The sequence below is a fragment of the Aeromicrobium sp. Sec7.5 genome (genome assembly GCF_036867135.1).
GTDB lineage: Bacteria > Actinomycetota > Actinomycetes > Propionibacteriales > Nocardioidaceae > Aeromicrobium.
In genome coordinates this window covers 665,435-690,597 of the sequence record NZ_JBAJIJ010000001.1, presented here as the reverse complement: position 1 = coordinate 690,597, position 25,163 = coordinate 665,435, and the positions used below count along the sequence as shown (strand labels likewise).

Annotated in this window: 21 protein-coding genes and 1 tRNA gene; 7 read left to right on the top strand and 15 right to left on the bottom strand. The window is 71.7% G+C overall.

Annotated features, from left to right (window positions below):
* Positions 1–101 precede the first annotated feature (101 nt).
* From mfd to V6S66_RS03515, 3 genes are read right to left on the bottom strand one after another with little or no spacing between them, the layout of a single operon-like run.
* Positions 102–3,659, bottom strand: a complete 3,558-nt coding sequence (mfd, locus tag V6S66_RS03525; protein ID WP_334205380.1) for a transcription-repair coupling factor — start codon at positions 3,657–3,659, stop codon at positions 102–104.
* Positions 3,643–4,209 carry an aminoacyl-tRNA hydrolase gene (pth, locus tag V6S66_RS03520; RefSeq protein ID WP_334205379.1) on the bottom strand — a complete coding sequence of 189 codons (567 nt, stop codon included), beginning with the start codon at positions 4,207–4,209 and terminating at the stop codon, positions 3,643–3,645. Before pth ends, mfd begins: the two co-directional genes overlap by 17 nt.
* Entirely contained in the window at positions 4,206–4,871 is a 666-nt protein-coding gene (locus V6S66_RS03515) for a 50S ribosomal protein L25/general stress protein Ctc (protein ID WP_334205378.1), read from the bottom strand. The genes pth and V6S66_RS03515 overlap by 4 nt, the downstream gene beginning before the upstream one ends.
* A 196-nt stretch (positions 4,872–5,067) precedes the next feature.
* Here V6S66_RS03515 and V6S66_RS03510 point away from each other — a divergent pair, with 196 nt between their 5' ends.
* From V6S66_RS03510 to V6S66_RS03495, 4 genes are all read left to right on the top strand, one after another.
* On the top strand, positions 5,068–6,726 hold the full coding sequence (locus V6S66_RS03510; protein WP_334205377.1) for a sensor histidine kinase: 1,659 nt from the start codon (positions 5,068–5,070) through the stop codon (positions 6,724–6,726).
* The gene (locus tag V6S66_RS03505; protein ID WP_334205376.1) at positions 6,723–7,859 is read left to right on the top strand and encodes a sensor domain-containing diguanylate cyclase; all 1,137 of its coding nucleotides are present in this window, start codon (positions 6,723–6,725) and stop codon (positions 7,857–7,859) included. The genes V6S66_RS03510 and V6S66_RS03505 overlap by 4 nt, the downstream gene beginning before the upstream one ends.
* A gap of 103 nt (positions 7,860–7,962) precedes the next feature.
* Complete coding sequence (locus tag V6S66_RS03500) at positions 7,963–9,378, top strand: glycosyltransferase family 2 protein (RefSeq protein WP_334205375.1); 1,416 nt, start codon at positions 7,963–7,965, stop codon at positions 9,376–9,378.
* Between the two features lie 53 nt (positions 9,379–9,431).
* Positions 9,432–10,181, top strand: a complete 750-nt coding sequence (locus V6S66_RS03495) for a hypothetical protein (protein WP_334205374.1) — start codon at positions 9,432–9,434, stop codon at positions 10,179–10,181.
* Between the two features lie 20 nt (positions 10,182–10,201).
* On the opposite strand, the gene V6S66_RS03490 is transcribed toward V6S66_RS03495, so the two are convergent.
* From V6S66_RS03490 to glmU, 4 genes are all read right to left on the bottom strand, one after another.
* Positions 10,202–11,212 (bottom strand): response regulator transcription factor, encoded by a 1,011-nt coding sequence (locus tag V6S66_RS03490; protein WP_334205373.1) that lies wholly within the window; start codon positions 11,210–11,212, stop codon positions 10,202–10,204.
* Between the two features lie 68 nt (positions 11,213–11,280).
* Complete coding sequence (locus V6S66_RS03485) at positions 11,281–12,222, bottom strand: glycoside hydrolase family 6 protein (protein WP_334205372.1); 942 nt, start codon at positions 12,220–12,222, stop codon at positions 11,281–11,283.
* 7 nt (positions 12,223–12,229) lie between these two features.
* Complete coding sequence (locus V6S66_RS03480) at positions 12,230–13,234, bottom strand: ribose-phosphate diphosphokinase (RefSeq protein ID WP_442885912.1); 1,005 nt, start codon at positions 13,232–13,234, stop codon at positions 12,230–12,232.
* Positions 13,235–13,236: 2 nt separating this feature from the next.
* The gene (gene glmU / locus V6S66_RS03475) at positions 13,237–14,688 is read right to left on the bottom strand and encodes a bifunctional UDP-N-acetylglucosamine diphosphorylase/glucosamine-1-phosphate N-acetyltransferase GlmU (RefSeq protein WP_334205371.1); all 1,452 of its coding nucleotides are present in this window, start codon (positions 14,686–14,688) and stop codon (positions 13,237–13,239) included.
* A gap of 59 nt (positions 14,689–14,747) precedes the next feature.
* On the opposite strand from glmU, the gene V6S66_RS03470 reads away from it, so the two are divergent.
* Positions 14,748–15,671 carry an NAD(P)H-binding protein gene (locus V6S66_RS03470; RefSeq protein WP_334205370.1) on the top strand — a complete coding sequence of 308 codons (924 nt, stop codon included), beginning with the start codon at positions 14,748–14,750 and terminating at the stop codon, positions 15,669–15,671.
* A gap of 8 nt (positions 15,672–15,679) precedes the next feature.
* On the opposite strand, the gene V6S66_RS03465 is transcribed toward V6S66_RS03470, so the two are convergent.
* Positions 15,680–16,372, bottom strand: a complete 693-nt coding sequence (locus V6S66_RS03465; protein WP_334205369.1) for a CPBP family intramembrane glutamic endopeptidase — start codon at positions 16,370–16,372, stop codon at positions 15,680–15,682.
* Positions 16,373–16,566: 194 nt separating this feature from the next.
* On the opposite strand from V6S66_RS03465, the gene V6S66_RS03460 reads away from it, so the two are divergent.
* Entirely contained in the window at positions 16,567–16,731 is a 165-nt protein-coding gene (locus V6S66_RS03460; protein ID WP_334205368.1) for a hypothetical protein, read from the top strand.
* Between the two features lies 1 nt (position 16,732).
* Here V6S66_RS03460 and V6S66_RS03455 read toward each other — a convergent pair.
* The 3 genes from V6S66_RS03455 to V6S66_RS03445 form a co-directional block, all read right to left on the bottom strand.
* Positions 16,733–16,814, bottom strand: a tRNA-Gln gene (locus V6S66_RS03455).
* Positions 16,815–16,828: 14 nt separating this feature from the next.
* The gene (locus tag V6S66_RS03450) at positions 16,829–17,599 is read right to left on the bottom strand and encodes a methyltransferase domain-containing protein (RefSeq protein ID WP_334205367.1); all 771 of its coding nucleotides are present in this window, start codon (positions 17,597–17,599) and stop codon (positions 16,829–16,831) included.
* On the bottom strand, positions 17,596–18,951 hold the full coding sequence (locus tag V6S66_RS03445; protein ID WP_334205366.1) for an amidase family protein: 1,356 nt from the start codon (positions 18,949–18,951) through the stop codon (positions 17,596–17,598). The genes V6S66_RS03450 and V6S66_RS03445 overlap by 4 nt, the downstream gene beginning before the upstream one ends.
* A gap of 90 nt (positions 18,952–19,041) precedes the next feature.
* Here V6S66_RS03445 and V6S66_RS03440 point away from each other — a divergent pair, with 90 nt between their 5' ends.
* Positions 19,042–19,551, top strand: coding sequence for a MarR family winged helix-turn-helix transcriptional regulator (locus V6S66_RS03440; protein WP_334205365.1), 510 nt, complete (start codon positions 19,042–19,044; stop codon positions 19,549–19,551).
* 39 nt (positions 19,552–19,590) lie between these two features.
* Here the strand turns inward: V6S66_RS03440 and V6S66_RS03435 are convergent, their stop codons facing one another.
* The 4 genes from V6S66_RS03435 to rsmA all read right to left on the bottom strand — a co-directional run bounded on the left by V6S66_RS03435 (position 19,591) and on the right by rsmA (position 25,153).
* Positions 19,591–20,955: an LPXTG cell wall anchor domain-containing protein gene (locus tag V6S66_RS03435; protein WP_334205364.1), complete on the bottom strand. Its 1,365-nt coding sequence runs from the start codon at positions 20,953–20,955 to the stop codon at positions 19,591–19,593.
* Between the two features lie 124 nt (positions 20,956–21,079).
* Complete coding sequence (locus V6S66_RS03430) at positions 21,080–22,873, bottom strand: ABC-F family ATP-binding cassette domain-containing protein (RefSeq protein ID WP_334205363.1); 1,794 nt, start codon at positions 22,871–22,873, stop codon at positions 21,080–21,082.
* Positions 22,870–23,784 (bottom strand): 4-(cytidine 5'-diphospho)-2-C-methyl-D-erythritol kinase, encoded by a 915-nt coding sequence (locus tag V6S66_RS03425; RefSeq protein ID WP_334205362.1) that lies wholly within the window; start codon positions 23,782–23,784, stop codon positions 22,870–22,872. Before V6S66_RS03425 ends, V6S66_RS03430 begins: the two co-directional genes overlap by 4 nt.
* Positions 23,785–24,280: 496 nt before the next feature.
* A complete protein-coding gene (gene rsmA, locus V6S66_RS03420) occupies positions 24,281–25,153 on the bottom strand; it encodes a 16S rRNA (adenine(1518)-N(6)/adenine(1519)-N(6))-dimethyltransferase RsmA (RefSeq protein ID WP_334205361.1) in 873 nt (290 codons plus the stop codon).
* Positions 25,154–25,163: the final 10 nt, after the last annotated feature.

The following is a 25,163-nucleotide window of genomic DNA, read 5'->3' as shown; positions in this document are numbered from 1 at the left end:
GCGGTGAGTCAGCGACGCTTCAGCTCGGTCGAAAGGTCGCTGCCGCACCGCCCCGGGCACGAGAGGTCGCTATCTCACCGCTCGCCGAGGTGGGCGGGGGCTCAGGCGGCGAGGGTGCCGATCACGGTGCGCGTCCACTCCAGCAGCTCGCGGCCGGCCAGGGGCTTGCCCCCGACCTGGGCCTCGCGCGGACGCGGCACCAGCAGGGTGTCGGTCGTGGGCTTGTAGAGGCTCTTGGGGTAGATCCGGCGCATCCGCATCTGGGCGGAGTCGGCCAGCTTGAGGCCCGCGAACCGGACGTTGGGCCCGGCGCTCGTGATCTCCTCGACGCCGGCGCCGGCGACCGCGACGCGCAGGCGGGCGACCTCGAGCAGCGTCTCGGTCTCCACCGGGGGCTCGCCGTAGCGGTCGACCAGCTCGGCGCGCAGCTCGTCGATCTCCTCGAGGTTCGCGACGGCGGAGAGCCGCTTGTAGACCTCGAGCCGGAGCCGCTCGCTCGGCACGTAGTCGGTCGGCAGGTGCGCCTCGATGGGGAGCTCGATCTTGACGTCGCGCCGCTGCGGCTCGGTCTCGCCGCGGAACTCCGCGACGGCCTCGCCGACCAGCCGCACGTAGAGGTCGAAGCCGACGTCGGCGATGTGGCCGGACTGCTCCCCGCCGAGCAGGTTGCCCGCGCCGCGGATCTCGAGATCCTTCATGGCCACGGCCATGCCACCGCCGAGCTCGGAGTGCTGGGCGATCGTGGCGAGGCGGTCGTGCGCGGTCTCGGTGAGCGGCTTGTCGGGCGGGTACAGGAAGTACGCGTACGCACGCTCGCTGCCCCGACCGACGCGGCCGCGCAGCTGGTGCAGCTGCGAGAGGCCCAGCACGTCGGCGCGCTCGATGATCATGGTGTTGGCGTTCGAGACGTCCAGGCCCGACTCCACGATCGTGGTGCACACCAGCACGTCGTAGCGCTTCTCCCAGAAGTCGACCATGACCCGCTCGAGCTCGGACTCGCTCATCTGGCCGTGGGCGCCGGCGACGCGGACCTCGGGCACGAGCTCCTGGAGCCGGGCGACGGCCTTGTCGATGCTCTGCACCCGGTTGTGGATGTAGAACGCCTGGCCCTCACGCAGTAGCTCGCGACGGATCGCGGCGACGACCTGGCGGTCCTCGTAGGCGCCGACGAAACTGAGCACGGGGTGCCGTTCCTCGGGCGGGGTCGCGATCGTGGACATCTCGCGGATGCCGGTGATCGCCATCTCGAGCGTGCGCGGGATGGGCGTCGCCGACATGGAGAGCACGTCGACGGCGGCGCGGAGGTGCTTGAGCGCCTCCTTGTGCTCGACGCCGAACCGCTGCTCCTCGTCGACGATCACGAGACCGAGGTCCTTGATGTGCACGCCCGGCTGCAGCAGGCGGTGGGTGCCGATGACCATGTCGATCGTGCCGTCGGCGAGCCCCGCCATCGTCTCCTTCGACTCCTTCTCGGACTGGAAGCGCGAGAGCGGACGGATCGTGACGGGGAACTGGCCGAAGCGCTCCGCGAACGTGGCGTGGTGCTGCTGGACGAGCAGGGTCGTGGGCACGAGCAGGATGACCTGCTTGCCGTCCTGGACCGCCTTGAACGCAGCCCGCACCGCGATCTCGGTCTTGCCGTAGCCGACGTCGCCGCACACCAGCCGGTCCATCGGGACGGTGCGCTCCATGTCGCGCTTGACGTCCTCGATCGTGACGAGCTGGTCGGGCGTCTCGACGTGGGCGAAGGAGTCCTCGAGCTCGCGCTGCCAAGGCGTGTCAGGACCGAAGGCGTAGCCCTGGGTCGACTGTCGCGCGGCGTAGAGCTTGATGAGCTCGCCGGCGATCTGGCGGACCGCCTTGCGCGCCTTGGCCTTGCGCTGGGTCCAGTCGGCCCCGCCCATCTTGTCGAGCGTGGGGTTCTCGCCGCCGACGTACCGGCTGACCTGGTCGAGCTGGTCCATCGGCACGAACAGCCGGTCGCCGGGTTGGCCGCGCTTGCCCGGCGCGTACTCGATCACGAGGTACTCGCGGGCCGCGCCCTGCACGACGCGGTTGACGAGCTCGACGTATCGGCCGACGCCGTGCTGCTCGTGCACGACGGGGTCGCCGGCCGCGAGCTCCAAGGGGTCGACCTGCTTGCGACGCCGCGCGGGCATCGACCGGGTGGCCTTCTCGGCGGCACGCTGCCCGACGAGGTCGTCGTGGGTCAGCACCGCCAGGCCGAGCGGACGCGCCACGAACCCGTGCGGCAGCTCCGCGCACAGCACCCGCACGACGCCCTCGGCCGGCGCCGGGTCGTCGGCCCCCGGACGTGCACTGATCTCGGCGCCCGCGAGGTCGACCTCGGCGAGCCACTCGAGGGTGCGCTGCACCTGGCCGTGGCCGGGCACGACGAGCACGACCTCCAGACCCTCGGTGCGCCAGTTGCGGATCACGGTGGCGGCGCCGTCGAGGTCGCCGCGCAGCTCGGGCGACTCCTCGACCTCGAGGTCCCAGTCGCCTCCCCCGGTCGTGTCGGCGTCGAGCCCGAACGGCGTGACGCCCCACCACAGGTGACCGAGTGACAGGGTGTGCTCGCTGACCTGGTCGAGCGTGTGGAAGGCGGCCGACGTGAGGTCGATCGGCGACTCGGCCCCCGTCGCCGCGGCGGCCCACGAGGCCTGCAGGAACTCCTCGCTCGTCGCCACGAGATCGTGGGCGCGGGCCCGGATCCGCTCGGGGTCGCACAGCAGGACCGAGGCGTGCTCCGGCAGCAGGTCGACCAGCAGCTCCATCTCCTCGACCAGCACGGGCGTGAACGACTCCATGCCCTCGACCGCGTGGCCCTCGGAGATCTTGGTCAGCATCTCGACGAGCGACGGGTGGCTGTCGGCCAGCGCCTTGGCGCGGGCACGGACGTCGTCGGTCAGGAGGAGCTCGCGGCACGGCGGGGCCCAGACCCGGGTGACCGGCTCGAGCGAGCGCTGGTCGGCCACCGAGAACTGCCGGATCTCCTCGACGGTGTCGCCCCAGAACTCGATGCGCACGGGGTGGTCGGCCGTGGGCGGGAAGACGTCGACGATGCCGCCGCGGACGGCGAACTCGCCGCGGCGCTCCACCAGGTCGACCCGCGCGTAGGCGGCGCCGGCCAGGTCGCGCACCAGGTCGTCGAGCTCGTAGTCGTCGCCGACCGACAGCTCGACCGGCTTCAAGTCGGCCAGACCGCGCACGTGCGGCTGCAGGATCGAGCGCACCGGCGCCACGACCGCGCGCAGCGGCGCGCCCCCCTCGCTGGACTCGGGGTGGACGAGGCGGCGGAGGGTGGCGAGGCGGCGTCCGACGGTGTCGGAGCGGGGGGAGAGCCGCTCGTGCGGCAACGTCTCCCAGGCCGGGAAGGTGGCCACGGCGTCGGGACCGAGGGTCTCGGCGAGCACGGCGGCGGCGTCGTCGGCCTCCCGCGCCGTGGCGGTGACCACGAGGACAGGCCCCGCACGCCCGGCGAGGGCGTGCGCCACGAACGGGCGGAGGGCAGCCGGCCCGCGCACCGACTGGGCGCGCACCCCGTCGGCGCTCTCGCGCAGTGCGTTGGTGAGACCCGGCAGCCCGGCGACCCGGTCGGCCAGGCGACCCAGCAGCGCCCCGGAGCGGACGCCGTCCGCCTCAGCGGTTGAAGGCACTTTGCGTCTCCACGAGTCCGCGGGTGATCAGTGACTCGACGGCGTCGGCCGCCTCCTCGACGTTGATGTCGAGCTCCTTGCGCTCGGTGCTCGACCAGGGCTTGAGCACGAAGTCGTGCACGGTCTGCTGCCCCGGCGGGCGGCCGATGCCGACCCGCACGCGGTGGAACTCGCCCGTGCCGAGCGAGCCGCGCAGGGACTTGAGCCCGTTGTGGCCGTTGTCGCCGCCACCGAGCTTGACGCGCAGCCGACCGAAGTCGATGTCGAGCTCGTCATGGACCACGACGTACTGCTCCGGAGCGATGTCGAAGAACCCGCCCAGGGCCTTGAGCGGCCCGCCGGACTCGTTCATGTACGAACGGGTCCGGCCGAGCACGACGCGCTCGCCGGCGAGGCGCCCCTCGACGACGTCGGTGCGGCTCTTGCGGTGCGAGGACCACGTCCCGCCCATGCGCGCGGCGAGCGCGTCGGTGACGAGGTACCCGACGTTGTGCCGGGTGGTGGCGTACGCCGGGCCCGGGTTGCCGAGCCCGGCGATCAGCCAGGTCACTCCGACTCGGCGTCCCCGGCCTCGGCGTCAGCCTCGGCGTCGTCGCCGTTCTCGGACTCGGGCTCGTCGTGCTCGATGCCGACCTCGGCCTCGGCCTCGGCGAGCTCCGCGTCGACCTCGGCGGCCGTGGGCGCTGCGGTGACGTTGATGATCAGGAGGTCCTCGTCGACCGCGAGGGTCGAACCCTGCGGGAGCTGGAGGTCCTTGGCGAGCAGGTGCGAACCGACCTCGAGGCCCTCGACGCTGACCTCGATCTCGGTCGGGATCGCGGTGGCGTCGACCTCGACGGAGATCGTGGTGGTGTCGATGCCGACGAGCGCGTCGGGCGCGGCCTCGCCCGTGATGTTGAGGGGGACGTCGACGGTGACCTTCTCGCCACGCTTGACGATCAGGAGGTCGACGTGCTCGAGGAAGCCCTTCAGCGGATCACGCTGGACCTGCTTGGGGATGGCGAGGTGCTTGTCCTTGCCGAGCTCGATGTTGAGCAGCGCGTTGGAGTTCTTGAGCGCCAGCATCAGCGTGTGGCCCGGCAGGGTCACGTGGACGGCGTCGGTGCCGTGGCCGTACAGCACGGCGGGGACCTTGTCGTCGCGACGGATGCGGCGGGCGGCGCCCTTGCCGAACTCGGTGCGGGCCTCGGCGGCGATCGTGATCTCAGCCACGGGAAGTACTCCTCGATTGGAACGAATGCGGGGTTCGGGTGGGCCAGCGGCGCGCGACGCAGCACTCGGATCGAGCGCCCTGTCGATCACGGTCGGACACGCCGACCCTCGCCGAGGCAACCTGACGATCCTAGCGCAGCGGGACGTCAGGCCAAAAACGGTCGAGGGTGATCCCCCCGACGCCTAGCATGTGCGCATGCCGTTGGGAGCGGATGCCATCCGGGTGCCGGTTTCGCCGGGCCGGCTCTTCGCGACCCAGACCGCTCTGCTGATCGCTGCGGCCATCGTCACCGGACTCACGTTCGGCGCCGGCCTCCCGACGGAGCAGTCGCGCCTGGCCCTGGGACTGACGATCCTCGTGCTCGTCACCGTGGTCGTGGGTGTTGCGACGTGGGAGCGCCCCTGGGCCCGGGCCGTCGTCGTCGCGATCCCCATGGTCGACCTCGTGGCGTTGAACCAGCTCCGCGCCGCGACGCCGACCAGCGGGTTCGGGTTCCTGCTCGTGCTGCCCGTCGCGTGGCTGGCCCTCAACGCCGGGAGGGCAGGCGCGATCATCGGTGTCGTCAGCGCGACGCTCGTGGCGTGGTCCCCCCTCCTGCTGCGCGAGATGGGCTTCAACCCCGGCAGCGTGGGCACACCCTCCGTCGCCGCCACCGCGAGCCTGAACGTCTCGGTGCTGATCGTGGCCGGGGTCATCGCCATGTCGAGCGCGCGCGAGACGGCCCAGCGTCGCCTCCTCGCGACGCAGGCCCGTCGATCGGCCGAGGCCCACCGTCAGGCACGCCGGGAAGAGGGCGTCCTGAACGCCGTGATGGACGCCGTCCCCTTCGGCGTGGTGTCGCTCGACCCGCGAGGCACGTACCGGGGCAGCAACCGCGCCGCGCGCGCCATGATGCGCCACATCGGCCTGCCGCTCTCCACCACACCGCACGGGTTGCCGCTGTACCACCTGGACGGGGTGACACCCGTCGCCGCGAACGACCTCCCCCACGTGCGCGGCCTGACCGGCGCTCCGATCGACGGCGAGACCTACTGGATCGGCCACCCCGACGGCAACCGCGTCGCGGTGGAGGTGAGCGGGCGGCTCGTGATGGACTCCGACGGGACCGTCGACCGCCTGGTGGCGGTGTTCCGTGACGTGGGCGACTCCATCGAGGCCGAGGCTGCGCGCGACCAGGCCGTGAGCTCGGTCTCCCATGAGTTCCGGACCCCACTGAGCTCGATCCTGGGGTACATCGAGCTCGCCGCCGACACTCCGGGCCTGCCCGACGAGGCCGTCAACCACCTGGCCGTCGCCGAACGGAACACCACCCGGCTCCTCACCCTGGTCAACGACCTGCTCGCCACGCGCGGCCGGACGCCCCGTGCCGCGGTGCCCATGTCCTTGGCACTCGTGGACCTCGCCGAGGTCGTCACGGAGTCGGTCACGGCGCTGCGACCCCTCGCGGCCGACCGGGTCATCGCCATGACCCTGGACGCCGGCGACCCGCAGACCGTGACGGGCGACGCGTTCCGGCTCCGTCAGGTCGTCGACAACCTCGTGACCAACGCGATCAAGTACAACGTCGACGGCGGATCGGTCACGGTCGAGCTCGCCGGCGACGACGCGGAGGTCTCGCTCGCGATCACCGACACCGGGCACGGGATGACCGAGCAGGACCACGTCGAGGTCTTCCAGCCCTACCACCGCACGACGGATGCCGTGGTCTCGAGCGTCCAGGGGTCGGGCCTCGGTCTGGCCATCTCCCGCGAGATCGTCGAGCGCCACGGCGGCACGATCCGACTCGAGAGCGCCGAGGCCGGCGGCACGACCGCAATCCTGGTCCTGCCCCGCGACGCCGGGAAGGCCCCATGACCTTCGACGCCGCGACGGCGCAGCTCACGAGCTCGATCCTGCTCGCTGCGATCACGACCTACCTCATGCTGACGACCGTCCTGCAGTACGACACGAGGGCAGGTCGCATCATCTCGGTCGCGTACGTCTCCGTCACCGGTACGGGGATCCTGACCGCCTCGCTTCCCGGCGACGGCACCCAGCAGGGCCTCGGCGCCCTGGCGGCCGCCGGGATCACCCTCTCGTTCGGACTGCTGCGATCGGGACTGCGGCTCCAACAGCTCGGCGGCTCATCCCAGCTCCCCCTGGCCGTCGGCGCCTCGGTCGTCACCGCGGCCTCCGTCGTCGTGTTCCCCGTCACCGAGGACCGGGCCGTTCCCCTCGCGCTCTCGGTCGTGTTCTCCGCCGCCTTCGCCGCGGCAGCCGTGATCGACTCCGTTCGCGGACCCAGCTCCGAGCAGCCGTCGGCCAGGGTGCTCCAGGCGGTCATGCTGCTCGTGGCGACGTCGATCGTCGTGGTCGCAGGCCTGATCGTGGCCGGGACGACCAGCTGGAACGGCGCGATCGACGTCACGGTCGCGATCGGCACCACGACGGCGTTCAGTCTCGCCGCGATGTGCGTCACCGCCCTTCGTGCCGAGGACGCCCGCACCACGTGGTGGGGCGATGACGCCCGCGGCGCGACCGCGGAGTTCGAGCTCCCCGGGTCGGCGGCGTTCCGACGTGACGCCGAGGACCGCATCGAGAGATCGTTCGCGGCCGGCGCAGCGGTGGGACTCGTCTGGATCGAGATCGAGAACCTCGAGGACATGGCCGATGCCTTCGGACCCGCGGTCCGCGACCGTGTCGTCGTCCACGTGGGCCGCGTCATCCGGACGCACGTGCCTCCCTTTGCCCTGATCGGCCACTTCGGGGGCGGCAGGTTCGCCGTGCTCACGACCGCGCGCGCACGCCGCCCGGTCGAGCGGGTCGCCAACGCCGTCCGGACCGGGCTGGAGCACCGCCCCGACGGGCTCCCCGTCACGCCCGGGTGCTCGATCGGCACGAGCGTCCAGGGGGCCAGCACGGAGAGCCTCGATCGGATGATCGAGGAGGCCCAGTGGCGAGCGCGTCGCGACACCACCTCGGCCCAGGCGGCACCCGACCCGTCCTGAGGCAATCCTGAGCAGAAACTGACGCTCGGCGGGGTCACAGCCTGAGGTCACGCTGGTGGAATCGCCCCATGCGACCACGAACCGCGACCGGGCGGCTGCCCCGATGACCGTCCCGACCGGCGACGCCGGCTGGGCCGTCGACCTGCTGCAGGGCATGGGCGGCACACCGACGCGTCGCTCGACGATCGGTTGCATCATCCCGGCCTACAACGAGGAGGACGCGATCGCCGGCGTCCTGGACTCCCTGCTCTCGCAGACCCGGCTCCCGGACGTCGTGCACGTCGTCGTCAACAACACGACCGACGCCACGGCCGAGATCGCCGGCCACTACGCAGGGATGCACGTCCGCGGCCAGGACGCGGCGATGCAGCGCACCGAGATCTTCGTGCACGACATCGGCGAGAACCCCGACAAGAAGGTCGGCGCGCTGAACTACGGCTTCACCCTGGTCGAGGGGTTGGACTACCTCCTGGGCGTCGACGGCGACACGACGGCCGACCCCCGCGCGGTCGAGCTCCTCGTGGGCGAGATCGAGGACGATGACCGGATCGGTGGGATCTCGGCGATCTACAGCATCGACGACACCGACGTCGAGGGCTGGTTCCCGAAGTTCCTCATCGCCGGGCAGCGAGCCCAGTTCGCGGCGTTCAACCTGCAGAACCTGCTGCGCGGCCGCAACATGGCCGTGCTCGGCGGCCAGTACTCGATCTTCGCCGTCGAGGCGCTGCACAAGGTCGTGGAGCAGACGCATCAGCGCTTCCCCTGGGTGCGCGACAGCGAGATCGAGGACTCCCTGCTCTCCTTGCAGATCAAGAGCGCGGGCTACCTCACGAAGATCAGCGCCGGAGCCCGCGCGAACGTCGGCGGCATGCCCAACCTGCGCTCGCTGGACGCCCAGCAGGTCAAGTGGAACACCGGTGCGATCGACCTCATGTGGCCCGGGCAGCGCGGCGACACGAAGGGCCAGCCCTTCCACCCGAACCTGCGACTGCGTTGGTTCGAGAACATCTCGATGGTCGTCAACGGATTCACCCGTCTGGGCTTCATCGTGCTGCTGGTGTGCGCCCTGTCGTTCGACGCCTTCGAGTTCAGCCCGATCTGGCTCATCCCCCCGGTCATCGCCACGCTGCTGAACACCCGCGTCGCCCTGGCCATGCACGACGCGAACCGCAAGGACTACGTCTTCGCGATGGCCCTGGTGCCGTCGGAGCTGTACATGTGGATCCGCCTGGGCCACTTCTCACGCTCCTGGGTCAAGTTCGCGAGCCGCTCCCAGACCGACAACTGGGCGCTGCAGGCCAAGGCCGAGAGCGGTGGTGCCGGGGCGACCTACCTCATGCCGTTCGCGATCGTCGCGGTGCTGATCGGCGCCACGATCGCCGCGTGGTGGCAGCTCCCCGTCGACCTGAAGTCCGAAGCGCTCGTCGTGGGCTGGACCGCCCTCGGCATCGTCACGATCTCCCAGACCGCCTGGCTCCTGCTCCGGGCCCTGCGCCGCCACCGCGGGTTCCGCGCATGAGCGCCCGATCGATGCATTCCTCCCGTACCTCGCCGACCGAGAAGAGCTCGCCGATGACGTCGTCCCAGTTCCGCCACCCACGCTCCCACCCCACCCGATCCCGGTGGGCGTGCGCCGCCCTCGTCGTCGGGCTCGCCCTCACGGCATCCGCCTGCAGCAGCGGATCCCCGTCGGGCGAGCCCACACCCGTGCCCACGAAGGCCGTGACCGACACCGGCGCCGACGAGCCGACCGGGTCGATGTTCACCGACAACGGGACGTTCACGTCCTCGACGACGATCGACGGCATCGAGTACGTCCTCACGCTCTACCCGACGGCGGTGACCCCGTTCACGCACCAGTGGTACCCCGGGGGCGACAAGCTGTTCACGATGTCCATGACGGCGTACGACACCGATCGCGCCGAGCGGGACCCGTTCGCCAGCAAGCGCGTGGTCTTCCTCGACCGGGTCTCGGTCAGCTCGGTGGCGACCGACGAGTCGGGAAACACCGTCGGCACCGAGCCCTACCGCCTCGACGAGCAGGCCGCGCGGGTCACGTTCGACCCGGAGCCGCTGGCCGATCCCGGCTACGGCATGGTCATCACCTCACCGAAGGGCGCCTTCGAGCTGCGCGACCAGGTCATCGGCACCCTCGGCGCCAAGGTCCGCGAGGTCACGCTGTCGTTTCGCGCCACGGTGTGGGCGCAGAACTCCGCCGGGTCCGCCCAGCTCAACCGCCAGGACATCTCGACCGAGATCCCGATCGTCATCTTCGCGTCGACCAAGGACACCACGACGGTCGAGAATCCCGACGCCGACTGAGGCGCGGGCGAGGCGACCGTTCAGTCGGCGGCGAGGCGGTAGCCGACGCCGCGGACCGTCTCGATCCAGCGCGGGGTCGTGCTGGAGTCGCCGATCTTGCGTCGCAGGTTGGCCATGTGCACCTCGACGGCGCGCTTGTCGGCGTCGTTGACGTAGTACGTCGTGACGTAGCCCTCGCCGCGCAGCGTGAGCACCAGATCGGCCTTGGACCGGACGCGGCGCCCGGACACCAGCAGAGCGGCCAGCAGGTCGAACTCGCTGCGGGTCAGGTCGATCATCGAGCCGTCGACCGTGACCACGCGGGTCGCTCGGTCGACGCGCAGACCCTTCCAGGCCAGCACCTCGGGGCCCGATCCCTCGCCGGCCGGGCTGATGCCGGCAGATCCGCCACCACTCATCGGGGACGGCTGCTCCGGGAACGGCTGCTGGGGGGTCGGCTGCTGGACCGGAGATGACTGCGCCAGGACCTCGGGCGCTGCCGCGGGCTGCTGGACCGGCAGGGACTGCACGGGCTGCTGCAGCGGCGGCTGCACGGGCTGCTGCGCAGCCGGGGCGACTGGCTCGGGCTGGGCGACCGGCGCCGGCCCTGGGGCCACCGCGTCGGTGGCAGGTCCGGTTGCAGCGCTCTGGACCGATGACGCGGCACCCATGCCGCGCGGACGCCGGAGCAGTGAGTCGACGCGCGCCCGGAGCTCACGCGGCCGGAAGGGCTTGACCAGGTAGTCGTCGGCGCCGGAGTCCAGGCCCTGGATCACGTCGATCTCGTCGATCTGCCCGGTCAGCATGATGATGTAGGTGCTGCTGAACTCGCGCAGGCGCTTGGCGACCGCGAAGCCGTCCATGCCCGGCATCTGCACGTCGAGCGTCGTCAGCAGCGGCTCGTGCACGCGGACCGCCTCGATGCCGTCCTCGCCGTTGCTGGTCAGGATCGGGGAGAACCCGCTCTGCACCAGGATCGTCCGCAGGAGGTTGCGGATGTCGGCGTCGTCCTCGATCACGACAGCGATGCGCTGCTCGGTCGTGGGCTCCATGGCCTCACGCTATCGAACACCGGGCTCATCGATGAGTTCCTCGACGAAATCTATGACGTCACTCACGTTTACCGTCCCGCCAGCTCGAGGGCCCGCTCGACCCAGAACTCCCCGGCCTCCGGTCCGCCGTTGCACCGGCCGTCGCTCTCCCCCGGCGGCTTGATCCAGAGCCGGGCATCGAGCGCCGACTCGTCATCGACCACGGCGGGCGGCACGCCGAGCGCCCGACCGGGTGGGTTGCACCAGTCGTCGGTCGACCCGGCGCCGTTCCGCCCCGAGTCGACGACGTAGTGCGCGTCGGACAGGTCCTCGCGGATCCGCTCGGCGTACGCCAGCTCGTCGGCGTCGGCCTGGAAGTTCGCCACGTTGACGCTGAAGCCGCGCGTCTGCTCCACCCCGGCGCGTCGGAGCCGCTCGGCCATGACCTCCGGGTCGATCCAGTTCGCGTGCCCGGCGTCGACGTAGACCGTCGCGTCGTCACGGAGCTCGGCCGCGGCGTCACGCAGCAACAGGTAGCGCTCGTCCGGGTCGGCGCACTCCTCGACGGTGGCGAGGGCGTCGGGCTCGAGGACGATCGCCACCGTGCCCGAGAGCGCACCAGCGATCGCACGGATCCAGGCCCCGTAGAGAGCTGGCTCGAGACCACCGGCGGACTCCTCGCCCACGCAGTCGCGGTCGGTGATGCCGTAGACGACCAGCACGACGGCGCGGTCGTCGGCCGCCGACACCAGCTGCTCGACGAAGGCGCCGACGTCGCCCGGACCGTGCGCCTCCGGCGTGAGCCAGACGGCCGTGGGTGTGTCGGCCAGGCCACGCAATGCCTCGGCGTCCTCCCCCGTCGCCTCGGCCGCCGCCTCGGCGGCGGCCGAACCGGTCCAGACGAACAGATCACGTCCCACGAAGGGGTTGTCGTCCTGCGGGGATCCGCGCGTGAGCGTCACCACCGCGACCACCAGCACGAGCGTGACGACGCAGCCCGCCACGAGTGACCTGCGGCCGACGCGCAGCACCGGTGGGTCAGTCCTTGAACAGGCTCGTGACCGAGCCGTCCTCGAAGACCGCGGCGATCGCCTGGGCCAGCAGCGGCGCGATCGACAGGACCGTGAGCTTGTCGAACATCTGCTCCGGCAGCAGCGGGAGCGTGTTGGTGACGATGACCTCGGTGGCGGCGGAGTCACGCAGCCGCTCGACCGCAGGACCGGAGAACACCGGGTGCGTCGCGAGGATCACGACCTCCGCCGCTCCGTCGGCGAGCAGCGCATCGGCCGCCTGCACGATCGTGCCGCCGGTGTCGATCAGGTCGTCGACCAGGATGCAGGTGCGGCCGGCCACCTCGCCGACGACGCGGTTGGCCTTGGACTCGTTGGGCCGGGTGATGTCACGGGTCTTGTGGATGAAGGCCAGCGGAGCGCCTCCGAGGGAGTTCGCCCACGCCTCGGCCACCTTGATGCGACCGGCGTCGGGCGAGACCACGGCGAAGTCGCGGTCGGCGTACTTCTCGCGCACGTAGCGCGTCAGGATCGGCATCGCCAGCAGGTGGTCGACGGGGCCGTCGAAGAAGCCCTGGATCTGGGCCGTGTGCAGGTCGACCGTCATCAGGCGGTCGGCGCCGGCGGCGAGGAACAGATCGGCCATCAGGCGCGCCGAGATCGGCTCGCGACCGAGGTGCTTCTTGTCCTGTCGGGCGTACCCGTAGAACGGCAGCACGACCGTGATGCGCTTGGCGGACGCGCGCTTCAGCGCGTCGATCATGATGAGCTGCTCCATGATCGCCTGGTTGATCGGCGCCGCGTGGCTCTGGATCACGAAGGCGTCACACCCTCGGACCGACTCGTCGAAGCGGATGTAGATCTCGCCGTTGGCGAAGTCGTAGGCCGTGGTCGGCACGAGGTCGACCCCGAGCAGCTCGGCGACCTCGCGTGCCAACGTCGGGTGCGTGCGCCCCGAGAACAGCATGAGGTTCTTGGTCGGCGTCCGCTGGCTCGAGGAGCTGGGCTGCGCGGACGTGATGGGGGGCTCGATGCTCACTCGCGGGTCTCCCGTGATCGACGTGATGCCTCGGCGGACGAGGTGCCGGGTCGCTTCGCCTCGACCCACCCGTCGATCATCCTCTGTCGCCCTTCACCGATCGCGAGCGCCCCCGCCGGGACGTCGTCGCGGACCGTGGTACCGGCCGCGGTGTACGCGCCGTCACCGATCGTGACGGGCGCGACGAACACGTTGTCGGACCCCGTGCGCGCGTGCTTGCCGACGGTCGTGCGGTGCTTCGCGACCCCGTCGTAGTTCGCCGTGATCGTGCCGGCGCCGATGTTGGCACCCTCGCCGATCTCGGCGTCACCGACGTAGCTGAGGTGCGGGACCTTGGCGCCGGGCCCGATGTGCGCGTTCTTGGTCTCGACGAACGTGCCGATCTTGCCGCCGGCGTCGAGCAACGTGCCGGGCCGCAGATAGGCGAAGGGGCCGACCGTCGCGCCGGCGCCGATGACGGAGTCGGACCCGTGGGTGCGCACGACCGAGGCGGTGGTCCCCACCTCCACGTTGCGCAGCGTCGTGTCGGGGCCGATCGTGGCGCCGGTCGCGACGTCGGTGGCACCCAGCAGCTGCGTGCCGGGCAGCAGCGTCACGTCGGGCGCGAGCTCGACGGCCGAGTCGATCCAGGTCGTCGCCGGATCGACCACGGTGACGCCCTGGCGCATCCAGTGCTCGACGAGACGGTCGTTCAGGACGCGGCCGAGCTGGGCCAGCTGGACCCGGTCGTTGACGCCCTCGGTCTGCCACACGTCCTCCAGCACGTGGGCGCCGACGGGCAGCTGCTCGCGGACCGCGTGGGCGACGATGTCGGTGAGGTACAGCTCGCCCTGCGTGTTGTCGTCGCGCAGTGACGCGACGGCCCGCAGCAGGAAGCCGGCGTCGACGGCGAGCACGCCGCTGTTGATCTCGCGGATCCGGAGCTCGTCGTCCGAGGCGTCGCGGTGCTCACGGATCGCCTGCACCCGGCCCTCGGCGTCACGGACGATGCGCCCGTAGCCCGTGGGGTCGCGGAGCTCGGCACTCAGGATCGTGACGGCCCGTCCCGCCCCGCGGTGGGTCTCGACGAGGTCGTGGAGCGTGGCGCCCGTGAGCAGAGGGACGTCGCCGTAGGTGACCACCACGGTGCCGGCCGGAGGGGCGTCGAGCGCCTCGAGCGCCACCTTGACCGCGTGGCCCGTGCCCCGTTGCTCGGTCTGGACGACCTGGACGACGCCCGGGTCGATCGCGGTGATCGCCGCGGAGACCTCCTCGCGGCCGTGACCGATCACGGCGACCGTGCGCGCGGCGCCGAGGCCCGCAACCGCGGCGAGCGCGTGACCCACGAGGGGGCGGCCGGCGATCTCGTGGAGCACCTTGGGCAGCTCGGACCGCATCCGGGTCCCGGCACCGGCGGCCAGCACGATCGCTGTCACCGCGGGCCCTGAGGAGGATTCATGGGAAGACACGCCCGTCAGTCTAGGGATGTCGGGATGCCATCGGGCCTTCGCGGACCTACGCTCGCGACATGACCCAGCCCCTCACCGTCCTGGTCACCGGGGCCACCGGCTTCGTCGGCCGCCGCCTGGTGTCCGAGCTCGTGGAGCGTGGTCACGACGTCCGCGCCATGACGCGTCGGCCCGAGCAGTACGACGGCGAGGGCACGGCCGTCGGCGCCGACGTCGGCGATCCCGCCTCGCTCGCCGAGGCGCTCGAGGGGGTCGACGTCGCGATCTACCTCGTCCACTCCCTGGACCGCGAGGACTTCGAGCGGGTCGACGCCGAAGCCGCCTCGTCGTTCGGCACCGTCGCCGCCGAGGCCGGCGTGCAGCAGATCGTCTACCTCGGTGGTCTCGGTGCCGACGGCGACGACCTCTCCTCACACCTGCGCTCGCGCCGCGAGGTCGAGGGTCTGCTGGGCACCGGCGGAGTCCCCGTCACGGTGCTGCGCGCGGCGATCGTCGTGGGTCACGGCGGCATCTCGTGGGAGCTCACGCGCCAGCTGGTCAAGAACCTGCCGGCCATGGTCGTGCCCAAGTGGACGGCCACCAAGACCCAGCCCATCGCGGTCGACGACGTGATCCGCTACCTCGCTGGTGTGATCGGGAACGACGCCGCCCTGGGAGAGACTTTCGAGATCGGTGGCCCTGAGGCCATGACCTACAAGGACATGCTCCAGATCGCCGGCGAGCAGATCCAGGGTCGCCGCACGCCGATGATGACCGTTCCGGTGTTGTCCCCCGGCCTGTCGTCGCGCTGGCTCGCCCTGGTGACCGACGTCGACGCCACCACGGGTCGCAACCTCATCGACTCGATGGGCGTCGAGGTCGTGGTGACCGAGCAGCGCATCCTCGACGTCGTCCCGGGTGAGCCGCTGACGTACGAGGAGGCCGTCCGCCGCGCGCTGGCCGAGCGCAAGGTCGCGCTCGCCGAGCAGTCCGACGACGCCTGACCCGGACCTCAGGCGAACAGCAGAGGCAGCACGAACAACATCGAGATCGACCACGTGCAGTGCGTGAGGATCGGCGCGAGGACGCCCCCCGAGGCGCGACGCTGCAGGCCCACGACGACTCCGAGCAGGATGGCGGCGAAGGCCAGCATCACGTTGCCGGTGCCCAGGGTCGCCACCACGTAGGCGATCGTCGTCCACACGACCGGGTTGCGCGGGATCGCGGCGTACGCGGCGCCTCGCCAGAAGAGCTCCTCGGCGATGCCGTTGACGGCCGTCACGATCACGACCAGCCAGAGCGCACCCTGGTCGGCGAAGTCGGTGACGGAGCGCACCTGGTCGAACAGCCAGGGGATCTCCCGGACCACGAGGCCGCCGACGACGAACAGCAGCGCGAGCGCGAGGCCGAGCAGGATCGGGTCGACGATCGGTCGCACCGTCGTGTCCGGCACCGGGCGGGAGGCGATCCGGCCGGCGTGCAGCCGCCCCGACACGAAGGCTCCGGTGGCCCAGACCCCCGCCAGCGCGAGGGTCGCGACGTAGAACGCGACGCTGCCCGGCTCGAGCCGGAGCGAGACACCGAGCAGCACGCCACCGATGAGGATCGTGGCGACGACGACGACCTGTCGCCGGCGAAGACCCTCGGGAGTGTCCTGCTGGTCCCGGGGCACGACGTCCCACACCGACCTGCGGACCCAGCTCATCGCCACTCCCCTCCTCGGTTCCATCGTCGTCCTCGAATCTACGGCCGTCCGCGCAGGGACGCACGGCGTCGGCCCCCGCTCCGGCCCGACCCAGCACCGCCGGCCCCCAGCCAGATGTGGACACATTGACACCAGATCCGGCCCGAATCTCGTGTCGAAGTGTCCACATCTGGTTGGTCGGGGACGATGGGTGCGTGAACGACCCGATCGAAGAGACCCACGACGCCGCGATGGAGGATGCCGCGCGATCACTCGCGAAGGCCCTCGAGGACCCGGAGATCGCGGCGACGTTCCGCGGCGTGCAGGAGCACCTCGGATCGTTCACCTTCGACCCGGTGGGCACGCTCGACGAGAACTGACTGGCTCCCCGAGATGGAGTCGAACCATCGTCGCTAGTCCTGATTCAAAGTCAGGCGGGCCCTGCCGGCAGACCAATCGGGGATCGTGCGGCCTAGGTTATCGCGCCGGTCGCGTCGCCACCGCGAACGTGCGGGCGAACGGGAGCACCGTGCCCCAGGGGCGCTGGGGGTACGCCGCGCGGAGCTCGGCCTGGTACTGCTCGACGAACTTCTGGCGCAGCTCCTCCGGAAGCGACTGGACGTACGGACGGGCTCCCGTGCCGGAGACCCAGCCCCAGACGGCGTCGTCGCCCGGCAGGACGTGCAGGTACTCGGTCGTCCACACGTCGGCGCTCCAGCCGAGGCCGGCGAAGAGGTCCAGGTAGGAGGCCGCGTCGGTGCGGGAGTAGCGTCGGACGTCGCTCGTGTGCTCGGCGAACTCAGGGCGCGCCGCGACCTCGCGCATCAACGCGTGGCTCGGCGCGTCCTGGTTGTCGGGCACCTGTACCGCGAGCGCGCCGCCGTCCTGCACCGACGCGAGGAGGCGCGCGATCACGGCGAAGGCGTCCGGGACCCACTGGAACATCGCGTTCGAGACGATCACGTCGTACGGCCCGTCCGGCGTCCACGTGGCCACGTCCGCCACCTCGTACTGCCCGTCGGGGTCGACCTCACGGGCGTGGGCGATCATCTCGGCCGACGAGTCGACGCCCAGCACCTCGGCGCCGGGCCAACGGTCGCGGATGACCGCCGAGAGGTTGCCGGCGCCGCAGCCGAGGTCCAGCACCCGCGCCGGCGCGGTCACGGGCACCCGGGCGAGCAGCTCCACGAAGGGTCGACCTCGCTCGTCGGCGTGCTTCAGGTAGGTCTGCGGGTCCCACCGGGTCACGCGAGGCCACCTCGGGACAGGCCCTCGAGCTGGGCGGTGAGAGCCATCAGACGGACGTCGTCGTGACGCTGCCCGATGAGCTGGACCGCGAGCGGGAGCCCGTCCGCGGCCAGCCCGGCCGGGACGGAGACGGCGGGGACGCCGGCGTGGTTCCACTGCACCGTGTAGGGGTAGAACGCGTTCATCGCCAGGATCAGGCGCAGGGCGCCGAGCTCGTCCCACCGACCCACGGGCAGCGCCGTCGACGACATCACCGGCGACAGGATGACGTCGACGCCGAGGTCGCGGTGCACCTCGGTCGCGAAGCGCTCACCCGCGCGTCCGGCCCAGTCGATGGCCCGTCTCCCCACGGGCGATCCCAGTCGGACGATCCCCCGCGTGCGCGGCTCCAGCAGCGAGGGGTCGTCGAGCCTGTCGACCGACCCCGCGACACCGCCGAGGTAGCGCAGGGTGGCGGATTTCGCGGCCAACCCGTACGACACGTCGACCTCGACCACGGTGTGGCCAGCGGCGCGCAGCAGGCCGGCCGTCCGCTCCAGCGCGGCGTCGACCTCCGGGTCGAGCTGCTCGGGCCGCGTCGCGGCTGCGGCGCTGCGGGTCAGTCCGATCCGCAGGAACCCGGGAGCGGCAAGCGCAGCAGCCTCCACGAGCGAACCGCCGAACGTGCCGATCTGATCGAGGTAGAGCGCGGTGTCGGCGACCGTCGGGGTGACGCAGCCCTGCGTCGAGAGTCCGCACCACCCGCCTGAGCCCGGCACCGTGCCGTTGGTGGGCTTGAACCCGACGAGCCCGCACGAGGCGGCCGGGATGCGGATGGAGCCGGCCCCGTCGGACGCCGTCGCGATGCCGACGGCGCCGGCGGCGACGAGTGCCGCGGAGCCGCCCGAGGACCCGCCGCTCGTACGCCCGGGATCGATCGGATTGCGGGTCACACCCGTGATCGCGGGCTGGGTGAACCCGACGATCATGAGCTCCGGCAAGGTCGTGGTCGCCACCGGGACCGCACCGACACGACGAAGGACCGTCACGAGCTCACCGTCGGAGGTGGCCGCCCGCGTGACGGCCCGGCTCCCGAGCGTCGTGACGTGCCCCGCGACGTCGAGATCGTTCTTGAGGGCGATCGGGACGCCCGTGAGCGGCCCCGCGTCGCCCGCAGCCCGGCGGCGGTCGGCCTCGTCCGCGGCGGTGAGCGCCTCGTCGCGCAGCACCTCGACGACGGCGTTGATCCGGGGGTTCTCTCGGTCGATCGCGGCGAGCGTGGCCTCGGTGAGCTCGCGCGAGCTCACCTCGCCGGACGCGAGGAGCGCGGACTGGTGGGCCGCACCGGCGGCGACGACGGCATCGAGAGACATGGCAGCACCGTATGCCCAGACCGTGAGCGCTGCCTCACATTCGAGAAGAAGTATCTCGACATCAAGAATCTTGAGCGGTACCGTCGCCAGATGGCCACACCCCCCGGCGACGCCGACGAGGTCGACGCGATCGTCGGGGCCTGGCACCGCGAACGCCCCGACGTCGACGTCGCACCGATGCAGGTGCTCAGTCGCGTCTCCCGCCTGGCCCGCCACGTCGACCGCGTCCGCAAGGAGTCGTTCTCGGCCCACGGCCTGGAGTCCTGGGAGTTCGACGTGCTGGCGGCCCTGCGCCGCTCGGGCGAGCCCTACGTGCTCTCCCCGGGTCGACTCGTGGCCGAGACGCTCGTGACGAGCGGCACCATGACCAACCGCGTCGACCGGTTGGCCACCCGCGGTCTCGTGGAGCGCCAGCCCGACCCCAGTGACCGCCGCGGTGTGCTCGTGCGACTGACGACCGCCGGGCGCGAGCAGGTCGACGGAGCCCTGGCCGAGCTCATGCGCAGCGAGGCGGGCATCCTGGCCGACCTGGACCAGGCCGAAGCCGACGCACTCGCCGCGACCTTGCGCACCTTGGTGCGATCCTTCCGGGTGTCCTGAGCGGCGCGAGGCCGCCCGGGACACCCGGACTGTTCAAGGTCAGGCCCGGCGGGTCCGACGTCCTGCGATCACCGCGGTCCCGCCTGCCGCGAGCATCGCGAGACCGATCAGACCGGCCGTGAGGCCACCCGCTCCGGTGTCGGGCAGCGAGCGACTCGCGCCCGTGCCGGTCCCACTGCCCAGCCCCGCACCCGCACCGCCGGTGCCGGTTCCGGTGTCACCGGTGCCGGGACCGCCCGTACCGGGGCCGGCAGGTGCCGCTGCGACGGTGAGCGTGAACCCAGCGGTCAGCGGCGCACCGTCGACCGGCTCGTCACCCTGGTAGTCCTCCAGGTCCGTGCGGTAGAGCACTAGCGTCGCCTCAAAGGTGCCCGACTGGGTCGGCGTGCCCGACAATGACAACGTCGCGGTCGTCGGGTCGAACGTGGCGGTCACGCCGGCGGGGAGTCCAGCGAAGGCCGAGCCGACCGCCGAGGGGAACGCGAGGTAGTCGCCGTCCCCGCTGAGCAGGACGATGTTGCCGTCGTTGTCCGTGGTCGCCACGTCGACGGCAGGATCGATCGCGACCGCCAGGGTCTGGCTCGTCGCCGTGCCTTGCGTCAGAGCGGCGGGAGCGACAACCGTGGCGCACTCCAGCGCACCCTCGATCGTCACACCGAAGTTCGCGATCAGCGTGGGCACGAGCGCGGTCATCTCACTGATGGCGGTGGCCTCCGCGCACGGCGCATAGTCCTGCAGGGCGACCACGACCGTCGCGGCGCCGTCCGCCGAGAACTCGACGAAAGCCCCGCCGTCGCCGTCGACCGAGTCGATGAGGGCGTCCGTACCCGAGATCGCGAGCCCGATGACCGGGTCGACGTCGTTGTCGTCGGAGCTGACGATGGCCGTGGTCGGCGTCACCTCGACGACCGTCTCGGAGCCGTCGGACCCGAAGTTCGCGAACGCCGAGATCGTGGTGTCAGCCGGCGCCGGGACCGTGGGGGTGATCGTCCAGCGCGCCGTGCTTCCCTCGATGTCCAGCGTGGCCGCCAGCTCGACGCCGGCGGTGGCCGTGGTGCCGGTGTAGGTCCAGGTGGAGCGCCCGCCCGCGGTGCTCTGGGTGCCGGCGCTCCACGTGACGTCCTCGACCACGGTGGGGGTCTCCACCTCCCAGTCGTAGAGCGCCCCGTCGAAGGCGTCCGCCGTCCAGCCGGCGGTCAGGTCCACGCCGGCGCCAGCCAGGTCGAGGTAGCTCGCCTGCGCGTCCTCGATGTAAGGCCGCTCGTCGTCGATGTCGTACCAGGTCGTGGTGGGCGTGCGGAGCTCGGGCGTGGGCGCGGCCCAGGCCGCGGAGGTGGCCGAGACGGCCGCGACCGCGAGGGCTGCGCTGACGCCGCGCAGGGCGCGGGAGCGAGAGAGCTTCATGGGTGAGGATCCTTCGGAGGGTGCGAACCACGCCGCCGACAGACCGCCGGGGCGGCTCATCCTGACATACGCGGGGGTCGCGGGTCCCCCGATCACGCAGCCTGTGTCCGGGCTGTGAGGACGCTCAGCCGAGGGTGTCGGTGATCTCGAGCCAGCGGTCCTCGAGCTCGGTCAGTCGAGCTGCGTTCTCGGCGTGCTCGGTCGCCAGCTCGGTGAGCCGCAGGCCGTCCGAGGCATGCTCGGCCATCAGCCCCTCGAGCTCCTTGGTGCGCTTGTCGGACTGCTGGATCCACCGCTCGACCCGCGTCAGCTCCTTGCGCAGCTCTCGGTCCTGCTGCGCGTCCCGGGCTGGGGCGGCGCCCCCCGCCGTGGCGCCGGCGGTGTCGGGCCGGGTCGACGACTCGGTCTTGCCCGCGCCGGAACCGCCGGCCAGCTGGAGGTACTGGTCGACGCCGCCCGGCAGGTGCCGCAGGTGGCCACCGACGACCGCGAACTGGTGATCGGTGACGCGTTCGAGCAAGTACCGGTCGTGCGAGACCACCAGCAGCGTGCCGGGCCACGTGTCGAGCAGGTCCTCGACCGCGGCGAGCATGTCGGTGTCGAGGTCGTTGGTGGGCTCGTCCAGGATCAACACGTTCGGCTCCTCCAGGAGCACGAGCAGCAGCTGCAGGCGACGGCGCTGGCCTCCGGAGAGGTCCTTGACCGGGGTCGAGAGCTGGCCCGTGCGGAAGCCGAGCTGCTCGAGCAGCTGCGTCGGGGTCTGCTCCTTGCCGCCGGCGAGCACCGAGGTTCGCTGGCGCGAGATGACGTCGGTGACCCGGTCGTTCGCCACCGCATCGAGCTCCTGCAGCGACTGCGTCAGCGTGGCGATCTTGACGGTCTTGCCCCGCTTGACCCGACCCCCGGTCGGGGTCACCTCGCCCGTCACGAGCCCGAGCAGGGTCGACTTGCCGGCACCGTTGCGCCCCAGGATGCCGGCGCGCTCACCCGGGCCGATCCGCCACTCGACGTGGTCGAGCACCTGCTTGTCGCCGTAGGAGACCGAGACGTCGAGGATGTCGACGACGTCCCGGCCCAGGCGTGACGTCGCCATCTTCTTGAGCTCGACGGTGTCGCGGGGCGGCGGCTCGTTCGAGATCAGCTCGGTCGCGGCGTCGATGCGGAACTTCGGCTTCGAGGTCCGGGCCGGCGCGCCGCGGCGCAGCCAGGCCAGCTCCTTGCGCATGAGGTTCTGACGACGACCCTCGATGACCGCAGCCTGCCGGTCGCGCTCCACGCGCTGCAGCACATAGGCGGCGTACCCGCCCTCGAAGGCCTCGACGGCACCGTCGAAAACCTCCCAGGTGGTGGTGCAGACCGCGTCCAGGAACCACCGGTCGTGGGTCACCACGACGAGCGCCCGGTCGCGCACGGCCCAGCCGTTGAGGTGCCGCGCGAGCCAGTCGATGCCCTCGACGTCGAGGTGGTTGGTGGGCTCGTCGAGGAACAGCACGTCCCACTCCCCCGCGAGCAGGGCCGCGAGCGCGGTGCGCCGGCGCTGGCCGCCGCTGAGCGAGCCGATCGGGGCGTCCCAGGCGACGTCGCCGAGCAGTCCCTCGACGATGTCGCGGATGCGCGGGTCGCCGGCCCACTCGTGGTCGGGACGGTCACCGACGACGACGGCACCGACCGTGGCCTCGTCGGCCAGGGAGTCGGCCTGGTCGAGGAACCCGACCCGCAGGTCGCGGCGCCACGTGATGCGTCCCGCGTCGAGCTCGCGCTTGCGGGCGAGAGCGCCCATCAGCGTCGACTTCCCGTCGCCGTTGCGTCCGACCACGCCGATCTTGTCGCCCTCGCCGATGCCGACCGTCACGCCGTCGAGGACACGCTTCGCGGGGACGTCGATGACGACGCCCTCACCGACGATGAGCGGGTTCACGAGACGATCCGGGCGCCGGCGGCGGGACCGTGCGTGTGGATGACGTCGGCGCAGCCGGGCGCCGCCCAGAGCGCCGTGGTCAGCAGCGCCGCGTCGCCGTCGTCCTCGAGCAGGAACACGCACGTCGGACCGGACCCCGACACGATGCCGGCCAGGGCGCCGGCGTCGACGCCGATCTGGAGCACGCGGTCGAGCTCGGGACGCAGCGACAACGCTGCCGCCTCGAGGTCGTTGGCGAGGTGCTCGCCGAGACGCTCCGTGTCGTGCCCGCGCAGGGCGGCCATGAGCTCCGGCGCGATCCGCGGCGGCTCCGGCTCGGGCTCCAGCCGGTCGAACTCGGCGTAGACCGACGGCGTCGAGAGGCCCTCGCTGGCCACCGCGACGATGAAGCCGTAGCGGCCGCGCGACAGCACGGGCGAGATCTTCTCGCCCCGACCCGTGCCGATGCCGACACCGCCGTGCAGCAGGAACGGGACGTCGCTGCCCAGCTCGGCGGCGAGGTCGGCCAGGGCCTCGCGGTCCCAGCCCAGGCCCCACACGTGGTTCGCTCCGACGAGCGCGGCGGCGGCGTCGGACGAGCCACCGGCCATGCCCCCGGCGACCGGAATGACCTTGCGGATCGCGAGGTCGACACCGTCCGTGATGCCGGCCGCGGTGCGCAGCAGCTCGACGGCACGCACCGCGAGGTTGTCGGGCCCCAGGGGCACGGCGACGGCCTCGTCGCCCTCCTGCACGTCGGCCTGGACCGTGACCGTGACCTGGTCGTCGTCGCGCGACGAGACGCGCACGGTGTCGTGCAGGTCGAGGGCCATGTAGACGGTCGCGAGCTCGTGGAACCCGTCGTCACGCAGGGGGCCGACCGAGAGACCGAGGTTGATCTTGGCGGGGGCCCGCACGACGGTCGAAGTCACCGCACCAACCTAGCCGCCACGCCCCGGCGCGGCCGCCGGCGGCTGCCCCTGAGGTGCGAGGAGCCCTGGCCCCTCCCCGCTCCCTGAGGTGCGAGGAGCCCCGGCCCCTCCCCGCTCCCTGAGGTGCGAGGAGCCCGGCCCCTCCCCGCTCCCTGAGGTGCGAGGAGCCCTGGCGACGAGCCTCGAAGGGTCCGGTCAGGTGCACGCATGCCGTGGTTGCCGACAATCGGCCACTGACCACGGCGGAAGGGGCCCGCGGTGACCTCACGCTGCCGGGTGGACCGAGGACGATGCACTCGGGTCGCTGGGGCTACCCGGATGCATCAGTGCTCGTCGGCCGCGGACCCGAGATGAGGCCTTCCGGTAGCCAGAGCGGCCCAGATGCATCTTCTCTCGTCCGCCCCGCCGCCTGGTCCGTCGCCGCTTGTCCGGTGCGACCGGGTGAAGTCACCTGACCAGAGGCTTCGAGGCTCGGGCGCCAGAGCGCCCTCGCACCTCAGCCAGCGGAACCAGCGGGGTCGGCGGAGGGCCGAAGCGCGAGCCCGTCGGCGATCGCGCGGAAGCCGTGGACGTCGAGCTGCTCGCCCCGGGTGCGCGGATCGATGCCCGCACCCACCAGGGCGGCCTCGGCGATGGCGCCGGAACCGGCGAGCCCGGACAGGGCCGAGCGGAGCGTCTTGCGTCGCTGGGCGAAGGCCGCATCGACGACGGCGAAGGTGCGCAGGCGTGCCTCCTCGTCGCCCAGCGGCGCGGGGTGGCGCCGCCAGCCGACGAGCTCGGACTCGACGTTGGGCATCGGCCAGAAGACGCTGCGGCCGACGTTCCCCGCCGCGGTCGTCTCGCCGTACCAGGCGGCCTTGACGCTCGGCACGCCGTACGTGCGCGAGCCGGGGCCCGCGGCGAGCCGGTGCGCGACCTCGGCCTGCACCATGACGAGCGCCCGCTCGATGGTCGGGAACCGCTGCAGGACGTTCAGCAGCACGGGCACCGACACGTTGTAGGGCAAGTTCGCCACGAGTGCGGTCGGCGCGGGGCCCGGGAGCTCGTGGACGTGCAGCGCGTCGGCCAGCACGACCTCCACGTCGAGCCCGGGAGCGTGCTCCGCGAGGGTCGACGGCAGGAGAGCGGCCAGGACCTCGTCGATCTCGACCGCGACGACGCGGCGGGCGACCTCGGCGAGGGCCAGGGTCAGGGACCCGAGCCCGGGCCCGACCTCGAGCACGACGTCGTCGGGCACGACACCCGCGATCCGCACGATGCGGCGAACGGTGTTGCCGTCGACGACGAAGTTCTGTCCCTTCTGCTTCGTGGGACGCACCTGCGCCCCCTCGGCGAGCCGACGGACGTCGGACGCGCCGAGGAGGCGCACGGTGTGAGGC

Bases quoted from the DNA above. Each gene is read 5' to 3' on its own strand.
- V6S66_RS03510 (WP_334205377.1), top strand. From the start codon at position 5,068: ATGCCGTTGGGAGCGGATGCCATCCGGGTGCCGGTTTCGCCGGGCCGG.
- V6S66_RS03505 (WP_334205376.1), top strand. From the start codon at position 6,723: ATGACCTTCGACGCCGCGACGGCGCAGCTCACGAGCTCGATCCTGCTC.
- V6S66_RS03500 (WP_334205375.1), top strand. From the start codon at position 7,963: ATGACCGTCCCGACCGGCGACGCCGGCTGGGCCGTCGACCTGCTGCAG.
- V6S66_RS03495 (WP_334205374.1), top strand. From the start codon at position 9,432: ATGACGTCGTCCCAGTTCCGCCACCCACGCTCCCACCCCACCCGATCC.
- V6S66_RS03490 (WP_334205373.1), bottom strand. From the start codon at position 11,212: ATGGAGCCCACGACCGAGCAGCGCATCGCTGTCGTGATCGAGGACGAC.
- V6S66_RS03470 (WP_334205370.1), top strand. From the start codon at position 14,748: ATGACCCAGCCCCTCACCGTCCTGGTCACCGGGGCCACCGGCTTCGTC.
- V6S66_RS03465 (WP_334205369.1), bottom strand. From the start codon at position 16,372: ATGAGCTGGGTCCGCAGGTCGGTGTGGGACGTCGTGCCCCGGGACCAG.
- V6S66_RS03445 (WP_334205366.1), bottom strand. From the start codon at position 18,951: ATGTCTCTCGATGCCGTCGTCGCCGCCGGTGCGGCCCACCAGTCCGCG.
- V6S66_RS03440 (WP_334205365.1), top strand. From the start codon at position 19,042: ATGGCCACACCCCCCGGCGACGCCGACGAGGTCGACGCGATCGTCGGG.
- V6S66_RS03435 (WP_334205364.1), bottom strand. From the start codon at position 20,955: ATGAAGCTCTCTCGCTCCCGCGCCCTGCGCGGCGTCAGCGCAGCCCTC.